Consider the following 12,329-nt stretch of genomic DNA (forward strand, 5'->3'; position numbering starts at 1 on the left):
CAGGTCGTGTCCGCGGCCCGGTGCAACAACTTGGTCGAGCAGTCGCATCGACCCACACGGCAACAACCGCGCAGCGTCCAGAGCCGCCTCTGGACGCGCAGTCAGCGCGGGGAGCAGCGAAGTCAACTGGGATTCAAACGACGACAGAGAACGCAAGAATTCCTGGCCCTGCATGCCCGAGTCTCGAACCTTCACCGCCACACTCGGACAACCGTTTCCGCCGATCTTCGAAGACGCAACCAGACCGAGACACTTCGCCTCTGGCGAGAAGTGATGCAGCAGGTCGCTTGATTCTCAAGCGATCTGCTGAGCTTCTTCGGCTCCGCCGAGGTTAAGTTGCCAGAACCCTTCGAGCCCAGGTTCACGAGCCCAACGGCCGGAGCAGACGTCACGTCCGCCGTGACATCCGCCGCGTTGCGGCGCAGCTTCGTGATTCGTGGCCCAAGCACTGCCCCCGACCTGGTGGGTCCCCACCGCCTCGGCGCTACACTCGCCGGGGAGGTAAGGCGTGAACACACGGCTCAGGTGGGCGCTGGTGGTCGGCGCGGTAATCTTCGCATGGTTCGTATGGCCGACACGGTACGACCGGTACACGTACCAGGGCATGACGGTGCTCCGGGACCGCTGGCGGGGCTGCGAGAAGATCCTGACGCCCGCAGGGCCGCGCTCAATCGGTGGAGACGCGAGGTGCTTCCTGCCGGGTGAGGATAAGACTCCATCGGTGATTCACGTCCTCGCGGACGCGGAGTTGACCGCTCCGGACCACGTGACCCAGATCGTCGATGACGTCATGCAGGGCGCTGGCTTCATCAATGACACTTCATCGCGGCAGCGGCAGGTGATGGATGGGCTGGACGTCACCGTGACGCTCGACCGGCCGCTGCCAGTGCTGCGAGTGATCAACCACTCGTCGTGCATGGTGGAATGGTTCTCGCTTCGGATTCTTTCGCGCGGGGAGGAGTTGAAGCCGGTCAGGGTCGACATCGGTCATTTGGAACCGGGACAGGAGAGGCAGACGGACCTGCCGGTTCGGATCTTTCCGACAGACCCACAGATCACCCTCGAGAACGTGACCTTCCATGATGGAGACTGGGACCTGCAAAATTCATTCTGCGCCACACCCTGACCTCTGCCGCGCCACGAGGAACGGGCCAGAAGTACGCCAAACCGGACCCCGTCACCGAGTAAGCACCCGTCATGACATCAGGCCCCCCGATTCGCTCGGAGGGCCTGATGTCAGTCCTTCAGCGGCAGCTGTTGCCGGTCGTGTGGGTGGTCACCAACGAACCGTTGATGGTCACGCTCACGCCCGCCATCCCGGGGCACGCGGTCCCGGTCGGTGAAGCCAGGGACGACGACGCGGACGAGTTCGTTTCCGAGGACATCTCCTGCTCCTCGCCGTACGTCCCGGCGAGGTTCACGGTCGCGAACGACCGCGGGTACCGGGCCGAAGAGCAGGTGATCCAGGCGTTGGCCCGGATGCCCGGCGCGGACACCATTGGGGGGGGTTGGGGGGGGTGCGAGTGGCGGCGCTCGGGGTGACTGGCGTGGATTCGCTCGTGAAATTGTGCGTGCTGGACGGCATGAAAAATGCCTTCCTCACAGGAGGGCCAGGAAGGGGCCTCCGAGCGCCGCTGAGGGGTACAGGAGGGGGGGCAACGGGTGGCTTATATCGGACAACTCAGGCGTTTGGTGTTCCGCGCGGCCGGGCGGACTCTGCGGATGCACCTGCGGACCTGTGGAGCTGGGGCGGAAGGATGGCCCGGACGTTCGGACGTCGAACAGACATTTCTCTTACCTAAAAACAATTAGGTAAGATAAGGCATGCCCGCTCTCCGGACAGCCCCATGACACTTGACCACTACCGCGGCGACCGTCTCGCCCAGGCGCAGACCTGGGCTGGGCTGCCAGATGACGAGCTGCGCCGCCGCGCCGTGCAGGCCGCCGGTGAAAAAGACGTCGACGGCCTGATTGCCCTCACCCAGGCGTATCTCACCCACGAGGGTGCCAGTGGGCTGCTCACCAGTCCCCGAACTGTCGAGGCCTACACCCTCGGCGTACGGCAGTTCATAGAGCACGCCACCTTAAACGCCGTCAATCTCCTGCGGCCCGGCCGCCGTGACGCGTCGGGCTACGTGGCCGCAATGCTCAGCGCGGGCCGCAAGCCCACCGGGGTACAGCTCAAGGTGGCGGCCGCAAACTGCCTGTACCGCGCGCTCCGCTGGGCGGGTGCCACCGACGCCGACCCCTTCAAGGACGTCAAGATCCCCAAAGACCGCACGCCTGGGATCGTCAAACGCCCGCCGTACCAGGAAGACGAACTCGCGGACGTCCTCGATCACGCGGACGTGCACGTGAAGTTCCTGCTGTTTCTCACGGCGCACGCGGGCCTGCGGATCAGTGAGGCGCTCGCCCTGACGTGGGAGGACCTGGACGAGGCGAACCGGCGCGTCCACGTGCGCAGCGGCAAGGGCCGCAAGGAGCGCCTGGTCGCCATGAGCACGAGCCTCGCCCGCGCCACCCGCCACTACCGCGGCCTCTACGCGCCCGGCGGTCCCGAGCACACGGACGGCAAACGCACCACACCCCGCGACCGCGTGTTCCGATACGCCTCACCCATGACCGCCCGGTATCACCTGGACAAAGCCTTCCAGGCCGCCGGTGTGACGTTCCGAGGCTTTCACCCAGGCCGCAAGTACGCCGGGACGCGCCTGCTGCAACAGGTAAAGGACTTCGGGCGGGTCGCGGCGCACCTCGGACACGAGAGCATCGACACGACCCGCAAGGGCTATGCGAAACTTGCCACCGATGACCTCAAGGATGATCTGGTTGGCTGGTAACCGCATCTGGTACTGCCACACCAGGAGACTCCCCGGGCTCAACACCCGACTCGTTCTCAGCCTGACCGACCGGCTGACGGCGCGCGCCCCCAACCGCCGCCGCGACCCATTCCTGCAATTCGGCCAGCTGCGCGGCATTGGCCAGATCGTGGTGATTCACCCCACCACCTTGACATGTCACGCCCACGCCCGCTGCCGCACCTGACACACGTCACCCGGCCCGCCACCGCCACGCCGACAGATCCACCCACTCCGCCGTGCCCCCCACCCCCGCGCCTTGCACCTCCGCCCGCGTCAACGAGAGCCACAACTGCTGATACGCCGTCTCCTGCCACTCGAAATCCGCTGGGACCATCAACCCACCGTCCAGGACGGCGCCCTCCAGCAGGACCGTGATCACGCTGGGCCGCACCAGCCAAGCGCTGGTCACCAGCAGCGCGGGCAGCGCCTCCGGCACGATCCCCTGCGCCCGTAACGCGTCATCGTTCTGGGCCATCAGCCGGACGATTCCCAGCGGCTCGTGATGCCGGTAAGCACCCACCCGGAGACCCCCTGCCCACACGTACCGCTCCAGCGGCATGCCTGGCACTGACCGTGTCACCTCCGCACCCCAGACCACCCGGCCGTCCGCATGCACCGCCCGCAGTGGTGTCCACAGGTCCGCGCCGTCCACGACCGCCGCGCCTTGCACCAGGGCACACCCCGCCGCGACAGCCGCGCCTTGCAGTTCCAGGTGATCCGCCAAGGTCAACACCGTGGCCTGAACTGTGCTCCGGAGCAGGGCCCGCTCTGCACGACTCCTCAGATCGAAGCTCCCCCCGCGCCCCACGGCACGGGCGCCCTGGACGATAAACGACTCGTACCCCCCAGGCCCGTGCAGCGTGAAGGCCGCAACACGGCCCTCCCGCATCGATACGTCCACCTGCTCGGCCGGTCCGGCCTCCGTCACCTCCCGAACGAGGTGCCGCGCCGGGTCAAGCGCGCTCGTCACTGCCGGGACGCGCCGGCGACGCCAGAAGGACTGGAAGAAGGTCATGCGTTCACCGTAGCTGCGCTCGGGGTGACGGGCGATCACCCCTACGACCCGCACACTGCCGGACATGATTCCCGCACTCCAGCAGCTTCTGGTCGCGCCGGACGGCGCGCTCCCCACCGCCCACGCGGTCACCCTGGCCCACACATCCCCCACGGGCGACACCACCAAGTTCGCCGTGCTGGCCACCACACCCGCCGCGGCACGTCGCCTCCGGGCGCTCATTCCCCTGATCGATGGCCAGACCTCAACCGACCATCACCTCGTGACGCAGGGGGATGAGCACTGGCTCATCACGGCGGCCGGCCACGCAGGTCGCTTGCGCCCAGCGCCTCACGGGGGCTTCAACCTCAGTACCCGACACTTTCCCGGGGGGCTTGAGAAAGGTCGGCTGAGACGCGAGAACAGAACGCGTCTCCCGATGTCCTGGCCAAGCTGACCCGCTGCTTTACCGCGCACTTCCCGGAGTTCCGAAAGAACCAGGTCGAGCTGCTTTCCCTCATGGTGCTCGCACTCCTTGGGGGCAAGGACGTCCGGCATGCCGAACTCGCCGCGCGCTTCCCAGGAAGCGCGCAGACTGACTCTGTCATCCGCCGTGTGGAACGCTTCTTTGACCGGCATCCCATTCAGCCAGCCGACGTCGCCCGGGTCGTCCTGACGCTCCTTCCGTCCGCGCAACCACGCGAATTCATCCTCGACCGGACAAACTGGAAATACGGGCAGACCGACGTGAACGTCCTGCTCCTGGCCGTCATCTGGCGGGGCGTCGCGATCCCCCTCCTCTACGAGCTGCTGCCCCATGGGGGCGGCAGCCATACGGAGATCCGGCACACCCTGATGGACGATGTCCTCTGTCTGCTTCGTGCAGCGGACATTCGGGTCCTCTACGCCGACCGTGAATTCATCGGCTACGACTGGATTCAGGGACTGGCGCGCCGTGGAATTCCCATCTGCGTGCGACTGAGGAGTGACACGCTGATGGACGACTGGACCGCACAGGACTGGCTGAGTCGTTTGCAGACCGGCATGGCCGGTCTGCTGGTCGATGACACGGTGGTCTACGGGCAACCGATGAATGTGGTTCTGACGCACACGCGAGATGGTGAGGCTCTGATCATCGCCAGTAATGCGGGGTCAGTGACAACGATCCAGACGCGATATCGCCGGAGGTTCCTGATCGAATGCCTCTTCAGAGCACTGAAGAGCAAGGGCTTTCAACTGGAGGGGACGCACATGACGCTCCACGATCACGTGGAGCGCCTGCTGTGCCTGTTGACGTTGACCTACACGTGGTGTGTGCTGGTCGGGATCACGTTGGACTGCCCGAAGAAGGCGCATGGTCGCCGAGCCTGGAGCGTGGTGAAGATGGGCTTGCGAGAACTGGTCCGGTCGTTCAGCCGGGAGTCATCACGCCTGTGTGACTTGATCCACCTGTTGGTGGCGTCCCAGACGAAATCGCCGGAAAGTGTCGGGTACTGAGGGCTTCAACCTCGACGACGGCTTCGAGCATCACCTCGGCCACCTGCCCACGTCTCAGCTGGACCGTGCCGTGCAACTCGCTTCAGACCACCTCAACGCGGCGCATCAGGAGGCCAAATGAACCCCACGGATACTATTGTGCTCATCACACTCGTCCTCCTGGGGGCCGTCAGCGCTGCTAGCGCCTCGCGGATCGGCGGCACGCTCCCCTTCACGCTGCTCCTCCCACCGGCCGCCGTCCTCAGCGTGACCCTCCTCAGCCACCCCGCCGGACTCCTCGTCGCGGCCGCCCTGACCGTTCTTGCCTTCACGTTGACCTTCACGCCCAGAGCGACCGCACTCCCCATCACCTCCAGGGACGCTCTCCTGATCACCCTTACCCTCTTTATCGGCCTGGTCGGTTACGCCACCCTGCAAGGCGGGGTGCCCGCCCCTGCGTACGCCATGATCATTGGCCTGACCGCGGGGTGCCTCGGCGCCGTTCATGCACTGAACCCCGCGCCAGAACTCGCCCTCTTCGGACGCCATGGCTGGCACACCGCACTCGCTCTGTTCACCCTGCTCACTTTCGCGATCGGCGCCACCTTCACGGAGTGGTTGGGCCTCCTCAGCGCTGCTACCCTCCTCCTGATCACGTTCGGCCTGCGCGCCCTCCAGACCCGCCAGTCACCTCTAGGCGACTCACGCTGACGCCATGCACGGGTACCAGCACACCACCGTCAACCTGACCGCCACGTCCATCACGTGCGGCGCCCTGATCCTCGCGGGATACGCAGAAACCGCCCTGGCCCTCGGGGCGGGTCTCGCCTTCGGCACACTCCTCGTCACGCCAGATCTGGATCTGCACCGCAACGACGCCAGGCGCCGCTGGGGCAAGCTGCGCTTCATCTGGGCACCCTACGCCGCCCTCAGTCGCCACCGCGGCATGAGCCACACCTACCTCGCCGGACCCACGATCCGCCTCGCGTACCTCGCCCTCTGGGCGGCACCCCTGGCGTGGGGCGCACAACACTTGCAGATCACCCCGACGCTCCCCAGCTGGAACCACATGACCATCGCGATCATCGGGTACTTCCTCGCACAGTGGCTTCACCTCCTGTGCGACGGAATCGTTCCGCTGGGCCGCTCAGACCACTCGCGTCACTGAATCCGTCACCGCCGCATCCAGGACAGCGTGAATCACGTGCGCGGGCAGAGGCTCGCTCCAGAGAATCTCCGCGCACGCCAATGCCCCCACCGGTTCCCGGTATGGCCGCGCTTCGCGCAGCGCCACGTACACATCTGCCGCCGCAACCAACGCCGTCAGATCCGGCAGCGCGCGCAACTGGTCCGGGTACCCCAGACCATCCAGGCGCTCATGGTGATGCCGAACCGCATGCAGCAGGGCCGCCGGCGCGTCCGGCCACCACGTCCGGATCAAGCCCTCCCCTTCCACCGGGTGAGCCCGCACCAGTGTCCATTCCGACTCGGAGAGGGCGCGCTCGGCCATCAGGATGTCCAGCGGCACGCTGATCTTCCCCACGTCGTGCAGCAATCCTGCCAGATACGCCAGATCAGGATCGACGTGGAGGGATGGTGCAGCCTGCCGCGCCAGGCGCGCGACGTCCAGGGCGTGCTCACGCCCACAGACGTCAAGGACGCCACGAACGGATGGCCAACGGTTGATGTCGTACATACCGGCAGGATCATCGCCGTAGGGGTGACGAGCGGCCCCTCACCGCCCCCCCCGCCGGGGGGGGTACCCATCACCGGTCACCCCTACGACACGCACCGTACAGCCATGCCAACCGACCAGATCACAGGGGCATCATGACCAACCACACGCCACCCCCAGTGGAACGCCACGCCGCACCGTACACGGCCAGCTTCCTCCAGGCGCTCACCCGGTACGGCCATGACACCACCGCCCTCGACCACCCACACCACTCCCCACTCGCGCTGGCCCGGCGCGCCGGCATCCCCGAAGGGCACCTCACCGGCGCCCTGAACCTCATCCAGTTCCCCGTCGTCGAACAGGCCGAACCCGCAGAGGGTGCCCCGCACGGGATGTACATCGGTTCCCACCGGGGACAGGATGTCTGGGCCGCCGACGACCCCTGGGACCTCACGGCCGAGGAGTACGCGCAGGGCCTGGTCGCCTTCCGTCAACAGGCCCCCGCCACGCCCCCCCCACCCACCGCCCGCACCACCGAAGCGCCCACCCCCGAGCGGGAGCGCCCCATGCGAACGGTCATGGACGCCCTTTACCTCCTCGGCCACGGTGACATCCGGCCGGACGAACTCACGCAACCCAACTACCAGGAAAGCCTCCTGCGTGACGGCCGCATCACCCCTGAACAGCTCGCGCAGGCGTACGCCAAGTTCACAGGCACGACCTACATCGCCGCTCGCCGCGACCCACCCCACCCGGACGTGCGCCACATCCTCAGTGACGCCACCATCAACCAGTACCGCATCGTTCCCCACTCCAAACGCGGGAACGTCCTCACCATCCTCGTCCAGGACCCCACCGACACGTTCTCCCTGACCGCCGTCGAGGATGAACTCCAACACATGGAAATCGAGGTCGCCGTCGCGTCCGAACCAGACCTCGACCACCTCATCCTCACCCTGTACACCCGCGCCGCGCAGGACGCCGAACTCGAACGTGAAGCGGCCGGACGCCAGCGAGATCAGGATGTCGTCGACCTCGATTCCGCCGACCCGAACAGCCCGGTCGCCAAACGCATCAGCAGCGCGATCATCGAGGCGGCCAGCAACGACGCCAGCGACATCCACTTCCAGCCGGAACGCACGGGCCTGATGATCCGCGAGCGCCTGCACGGCAACCTCATCGAACGCAGCCTGGTTCCCACCAGCCTCGCCACACAGATGATCAACCGCCTGAAGATGCTCGCCGGCATGAGCCTGGAAAGTCAGCTCCCACAGGACAACCGCATCGCGATCCCCCTGGTCGTCAACGGGAAAGAACAACTGCTCCGCATGCGCGTCTCCAGTCTCCCCAGCAATCACGGCGACAGCATCGTGCTGCGTCTCCTCAAAGACAGCGGCACCCTCCCCACCCTCGACGACACGGGGTTCAGCGAGCACAACCTCGCACTGATGCGGGACGCAGCGACTGGATCCAACGGCCTCCTGCTCGTCACCGGACCCACGGGCAGCGGCAAGACGACCCTCATGCACACCGTCCTCAAGGGACTCAACACGCCCGGCCGGAAGATCAGCACCATCGAGGACCCCATCGAGTACGAGCAGCCCCGCATCGTGCAGACCGAGATCCGGCGTACCGATGACCCCAGCACCTCCCTGAACTTCGCGCGGGTGTTGCGCGCCATCCTCCGCCAGGACCCGGACATCGTGTTCGTCGGGGAGATCCGCGACGAGGAAACGGCCGAGACCTCCGTGCATGCGGCCCAGACCGGACACTTGGTCCTCTCGACGCTCCACACCAACAGCGCCCTGGCCACCATCTCCCGCCTGATCGACCTCGGTGTGCCGGCGTACGCCGTGGCCGAGACGCTCCGCGTGGTCGTGTCCCAGCGTCTCGTGGGCCGCCCCTGCCCGGAATGCAGCGTGGAAGAACTCATGCCTGAGCAGTACGCCCCCACTCCCGGCGCCACCATGCTGCGCGGAACGGGAGAGAAAGGCGGCGTGACGTGCCCCCTGTGTCACGGCCAGGGCGATTACAAGCTCATTCCCGTCCACGAGGTCCTGCCAGTCACACCGGACGTTCGGGCCGCCATTGCAGCCCGCGACCAGGGCGCCCTCGAACTCGCGGCCACCATGGCCGGACTGAAAACCCTTCACCAGGACGGCATGGAGAAAGTCGCGGCGCACCAGGCCAACCTCCACAGCGTCCTGACCCGCGTCAAGTGATCCCCGAGGCCATCATGATTCCAGTCACCCCCGAAAACGTCAGCACCGTCCTCGACGACCTCACCCGCGCGGGCGCCTCCGACATCCAGCTCAAGACAGGCCAGCCCCCCCTGATCGCCCTGCACGGCTCATGGACCCCGCAGACGCAGTACGCCCTCCTGACCGGCAACGACGTCACGAACCTCCACCAGAAACTCTGCCGGGACACCCGCTACCGGGACATCCCGGACAGTCAACCCTGGGACGCCGACTACCGCACGTCCACCAGCCTCAGCAACTTCCGCGTGAGTGGCGGCAAGGAGCACGGGCGACCCTACCTCGTCCTGCGCCCTCTCCCCCGCGAGATCCCCAGCTTCAACGAACTCCGCCTGCTCGACGACGAGATGGGCGAAACGCCGCACGGCGTCGGCCACCTCACCGAGGGCTTCAAGTGGGTCATGCGCCAGAAGCGCGGCCTCATCCTCGTGACCGGCCCGACCGGCAGTGGGAAGAGCACCACCCTGGCGAGCTTCGTCGATCACGTCAACCGCACCCAGTGCCACAACATCATCACGATCGAGGACCCCATCGAGTTCGTGTTCCGCAGTAAGCAGAGTCAGATCCTCCAGCGGGAAGTCGGAGTGGACACGGGGTCCTTCAGTGGCGCCCTGCGCGCCGCGCTCCGGCAGAAACCGGACATCATCCTCGTCGGCGAGATGCGGGACGCGGAAACCATCAACGCCGCGTTCCGCGCGGCCGCCACCGGCCACCTCGTGCTCTCCACCCTGCACAACAACGAGAGCGCCGCCACGGTCGAACGCATCATCAACGAATTCCCGGCGGAGGAACAGAACCGCGCCCGCCACGCCCTCTCCGAAATCCTCGTCGGCATCTTCGCGCAGCAACTCGTCCCCACCATGGCCGGGAAGCGGCAGGTCATCCATGAAGCCATGGTGCTGACCAGCAACCAGCGCAGCATCATTCGCCCCAACGGCGAATCCGACAACGGCTACCTCCAATCCCTCCGGGACACCCTGAAGACCCGCAACCCGTACGGGAACCGCAGCATGGACAACGAACTCCGGAGGGCCGTGCAGGCCGGCCTCATCAGCGAAGAGGTCGCCCGGGAGTACGCCATCCAGCCCGACAAGTGGAGTGGCGAATGAACATCCTGTACGTCGACGGCACCCAGGCCCTCCTCCTGGGCCCCACGAAAACTACGGAACAGGGTCCCCTCAAGAACCTGCGCGCCATGGCCAGCAGCATCAAAGCCAAAGGCCCAACCGTCCTGGTCCTGCACGGGCAGCTTCAGCAGGAGAAGGCGCCCCCCTCCGTCCCGAAAGACAACCTCCTGCCGTTCCTGGACACGAAATTCCAGGGATTCGTCTCCACCACCCCAGGGGCGGATACCCTGTTCACCCTCCACGACCGGGCCCTGATCGCCCAGGTCAGCGCCGCCGCGCGTGGCACTGGCCTCCGCATCACCGAGGTCATTCCCTTCGCCAGTGCGGTCCTCCGGGCCGCTGGCGTCCCCGACAGCGCCGTGATCATCCACACGCTCGACGACTCGTACGAGGTCACGATCGCGTCCCCAACCCAGCTCGTCACCCGAACCCAGACCCGGAATGACCGTCAGGACCTGGAGAAAGTCGCGCAGACCGCCTTGAGTCGACCCGTCGCCAATGGCGATACGCCGCACCTCATCCTGATCGGAGCGCCGTCGCCCGCCGTCACCCTGCCCCCCTCGATCACTGCGGAGTGGATGCCGCTCGACGTGGCCCTCCGCGGCGCTCGCGTGCCCGCTCCGAAGCAACCCACCACGACCGGCGCAATCGTAGCCGCGTTCTCCCGCCGTCTGGACGCCGCCACCCCCATCCACCCGAGCCTGTACGCCGCCGTGGCCGTGGCCGCACTCGTCAATGGCGGCCTCTTCGCCTTCGGGACAGCCACGAACGGACAGAATGCCGTCCTGGAAGAGCAGCGGGTCACGCTCGAACAGCAGGCGCTCGAAACCCAGCGCCTCCGGGCCAGCAACGAGCAGCTCGCCACCAAAGTCCAGCAGGCTCGCAACTTGATGGAGAACAAGGGCCCCCTCGCGGCGGACCTGCCGCTGATCGCTGGACGAGCCGGATCCATTCAGGGTGCCCTCGTCCGCCTGGCTGGACCCAACTCACCGACGGAGACCGATACCCGCGCTTTCGGAACGGCTGTGGAGCGCACGTACGACCTGAACGCCACCACCAGAAGCCCCCAGGATCTCGTTCGCGCGTACCAGATGGGCGGCCTCAGCGTCGACGTCCGCAACATTCATTGCAAAGCGCAGGCCTGTGACGTCACGTTCCGCACGGCCCCGATCACGCAGACCCAGCCGAAACCTCCCGTGACACCGACATCCTCAGCGGAGCCCGCGACCGGGGTGGCGTCCACCGCCCCTGCCACTGGAGGCACGCCATGAATCAGAAAGCCCTCGTACCAGCCATTGCCGTCAGTCTCCTGGGCGTCCTGGGCGTCGTGAAAGGCACCTGGCCGATGGTGCAGACGGCCCGCACGGAGCAGGCGCGCCTGCGCAGCGAGATCGAACGCCTCACCGCCGACGCGGCCGCCCTCCCGGCCGAACAGACGCGCGAGGCCACCCTGCTCCGCGAGGACGCTGAACTCCAGCAGAGCCTGCCCGACAGTGAGGAATTACCTCGCGTACTGGACACCCTCCAACTGGCCGCTCAGCGTCTCGGAGTGACCACCGGCAAACTCTCCCGCAGCGTGCGCGTCAGTGAGATTGCGGGCGTGACTGCGGTGGATCTGGACCTGGACATCAGCGGGACGTACGCCCGCACGCAGGCGTACGTGCAGACCATTGCCGCGCTCCCCCGCGCCTTCACGGCCCGCGGGATCAGCCTGTCGGCAGGCAAGGACGGGCAGGTCACGGGCTCCCTGAAGCTCACCACATACACGCGTGACAGCACGCCGGTCAAAGCAGCTGCTCCGACCACGACGCCGACCACCCCGACGACGCCCCCCACCCCGACGACGCCGACCACCCCGACCGGAGGGACACCATGACCACTGACGACCAACAGCGCCCCATCCCCCGACCGGTACCGGCCCGGCCCGCACGGGTCCCT

At 66.6% G+C, this 12,329-nt stretch carries 15 protein-coding genes and 1 pseudogene; 14 read left to right on the plus strand and 2 right to left on the minus strand.

The annotated features are described in order from the left end of the window. The 5 genes and pseudogenes from IEY69_RS15930 to IEY69_RS15950 all read left to right on the plus strand — a co-directional run. Positions 1–291 (plus strand): annotated as a pseudogene (locus IEY69_RS15930) (hypothetical protein); the annotation flags it as partial. Positions 292–508: 217 nt separating this feature from the next. Further along, complete coding sequence (locus IEY69_RS15935) at positions 509–1,126, plus strand: hypothetical protein (protein ID WP_189074140.1); 618 nt, start codon at positions 509–511, stop codon at positions 1,124–1,126. Between the two features lie 107 nt (positions 1,127–1,233). Next, positions 1,234–1,542 carry a hypothetical protein gene (locus IEY69_RS15940; protein ID WP_189074141.1) on the plus strand — a complete coding sequence of 103 codons (309 nt, stop codon included), beginning with the start codon at positions 1,234–1,236 and terminating at the stop codon, positions 1,540–1,542. Between the two features lie 305 nt (positions 1,543–1,847). After that, positions 1,848–2,840, plus strand: coding sequence for a tyrosine-type recombinase/integrase (locus tag IEY69_RS15945; protein ID WP_189074142.1), 993 nt, complete (start codon positions 1,848–1,850; stop codon positions 2,838–2,840). Beyond that, positions 2,830–3,045 carry a hypothetical protein gene (locus tag IEY69_RS15950; RefSeq protein WP_189074143.1) on the plus strand — a complete coding sequence of 72 codons (216 nt, stop codon included), beginning with the start codon at positions 2,830–2,832 and terminating at the stop codon, positions 3,043–3,045. Before IEY69_RS15945 ends, IEY69_RS15950 begins: the two co-directional genes overlap by 11 nt. Before the next feature lie 6 nt (positions 3,046–3,051). On the opposite strand, the gene IEY69_RS15955 is transcribed toward IEY69_RS15950, so the two are convergent. Then, entirely contained in the window at positions 3,052–3,585 is a 534-nt protein-coding gene (locus IEY69_RS15955) for a hypothetical protein (RefSeq protein WP_189074144.1), read from the minus strand. A gap of 355 nt (positions 3,586–3,940) precedes the next feature. Here IEY69_RS15955 and IEY69_RS15960 point away from each other — a divergent pair, with 355 nt between their 5' ends. The 5 genes from IEY69_RS15960 (at position 3,941) to IEY69_RS15975 (ending at position 6,499) form a co-directional block, all read left to right on the plus strand. Continuing rightward, a complete protein-coding gene (locus IEY69_RS15960) occupies positions 3,941–4,312 on the plus strand; it encodes a hypothetical protein (protein WP_189074145.1) in 372 nt (123 codons plus the stop codon). Positions 4,313–4,374: 62 nt separating this feature from the next. Beyond that, entirely contained in the window at positions 4,375–5,352 is a 978-nt protein-coding gene (locus IEY69_RS15965; RefSeq protein WP_189074146.1) for an IS4 family transposase, read from the plus strand. Then, positions 5,339–5,473: a hypothetical protein gene (locus IEY69_RS21990; RefSeq protein ID WP_268243874.1), complete on the plus strand. Its 135-nt coding sequence runs from the start codon at positions 5,339–5,341 to the stop codon at positions 5,471–5,473. The genes IEY69_RS15965 and IEY69_RS21990 overlap by 14 nt, the downstream gene beginning before the upstream one ends. Then, positions 5,470–6,042 (plus strand): hypothetical protein, encoded by a 573-nt coding sequence (locus IEY69_RS15970; protein ID WP_189074147.1) that lies wholly within the window; start codon positions 5,470–5,472, stop codon positions 6,040–6,042. The genes IEY69_RS21990 and IEY69_RS15970 overlap by 4 nt, the downstream gene beginning before the upstream one ends. A 4-nt stretch (positions 6,043–6,046) precedes the next feature. Continuing rightward, on the plus strand, positions 6,047–6,499 hold the full coding sequence (locus IEY69_RS15975) for a DUF2227 family putative metal-binding protein (RefSeq protein WP_189074148.1): 453 nt from the start codon (positions 6,047–6,049) through the stop codon (positions 6,497–6,499). Here IEY69_RS15975 and IEY69_RS15980 read toward each other — a convergent pair. Continuing rightward, on the minus strand, positions 6,479–7,027 hold the full coding sequence (locus tag IEY69_RS15980) for an HD-GYP domain-containing protein (protein WP_189074149.1): 549 nt from the start codon (positions 7,025–7,027) through the stop codon (positions 6,479–6,481). The genes IEY69_RS15975 and IEY69_RS15980 overlap by 21 nt on opposite strands. Positions 7,028–7,161: 134 nt before the next feature. Between IEY69_RS15980 and IEY69_RS15985 the strand changes: the two genes are divergently transcribed. From IEY69_RS15985 to IEY69_RS16000, 4 genes are read left to right on the plus strand one after another with little or no spacing between them, the layout of a single operon-like run. Then, positions 7,162–9,228, plus strand: a complete 2,067-nt coding sequence (locus tag IEY69_RS15985; protein ID WP_189074150.1) for a GspE/PulE family protein — start codon at positions 7,162–7,164, stop codon at positions 9,226–9,228. 14 nt (positions 9,229–9,242) lie between these two features. Then, positions 9,243–10,373: a type IV pilus twitching motility protein PilT gene (locus tag IEY69_RS15990; RefSeq protein WP_189074151.1), complete on the plus strand. Its 1,131-nt coding sequence runs from the start codon at positions 9,243–9,245 to the stop codon at positions 10,371–10,373. Next, entirely contained in the window at positions 10,370–11,662 is a 1,293-nt protein-coding gene (locus IEY69_RS15995; protein ID WP_189074152.1) for a hypothetical protein, read from the plus strand. Before IEY69_RS15990 ends, IEY69_RS15995 begins: the two co-directional genes overlap by 4 nt. Continuing rightward, the gene (locus IEY69_RS16000) at positions 11,659–12,267 is read left to right on the plus strand and encodes a type IV pilus inner membrane component PilO (protein ID WP_189074153.1); all 609 of its coding nucleotides are present in this window, start codon (positions 11,659–11,661) and stop codon (positions 12,265–12,267) included. Before IEY69_RS15995 ends, IEY69_RS16000 begins: the two co-directional genes overlap by 4 nt. Positions 12,268–12,329 lie beyond the last annotated feature (62 nt).

Source organism: Deinococcus sedimenti (assembly GCF_014648135.1).
In the GTDB taxonomy this organism is placed as follows: domain Bacteria; phylum Deinococcota; class Deinococci; order Deinococcales; family Deinococcaceae; genus Deinococcus; species Deinococcus sedimenti.

Bases quoted from the DNA above. Each gene is read 5' to 3' on its own strand.
- IEY69_RS15985 (WP_189074150.1), top strand. From the start codon at position 7,162: ATGACCAACCACACGCCACCCCCAGTGGAACGCCACGCCGCACCGTAC.
- IEY69_RS15975 (WP_189074148.1), top strand. From the start codon at position 6,047: ATGCACGGGTACCAGCACACCACCGTCAACCTGACCGCCACGTCCATC.
- IEY69_RS15965 (WP_189074146.1), top strand. From the start codon at position 4,375: ATGGTGCTCGCACTCCTTGGGGGCAAGGACGTCCGGCATGCCGAACTC.
- IEY69_RS15945 (WP_189074142.1), top strand. From the start codon at position 1,848: ATGACACTTGACCACTACCGCGGCGACCGTCTCGCCCAGGCGCAGACC.
- IEY69_RS15990 (WP_189074151.1), top strand. From the start codon at position 9,243: ATGATTCCAGTCACCCCCGAAAACGTCAGCACCGTCCTCGACGACCTC.
- IEY69_RS15980 (WP_189074149.1), bottom strand. From the start codon at position 7,027: ATGTACGACATCAACCGTTGGCCATCCGTTCGTGGCGTCCTTGACGTC.
- IEY69_RS16000 (WP_189074153.1), top strand. From the start codon at position 11,659: ATGAATCAGAAAGCCCTCGTACCAGCCATTGCCGTCAGTCTCCTGGGC.
- IEY69_RS15970 (WP_189074147.1), top strand. From the start codon at position 5,470: ATGAACCCCACGGATACTATTGTGCTCATCACACTCGTCCTCCTGGGG.
- IEY69_RS15995 (WP_189074152.1), top strand. From the start codon at position 10,370: ATGAACATCCTGTACGTCGACGGCACCCAGGCCCTCCTCCTGGGCCCC.
- IEY69_RS15960 (WP_189074145.1), top strand. From the start codon at position 3,941: ATGATTCCCGCACTCCAGCAGCTTCTGGTCGCGCCGGACGGCGCGCTC.
- IEY69_RS15940 (WP_189074141.1), top strand. From the start codon at position 1,234: ATGTCAGTCCTTCAGCGGCAGCTGTTGCCGGTCGTGTGGGTGGTCACC.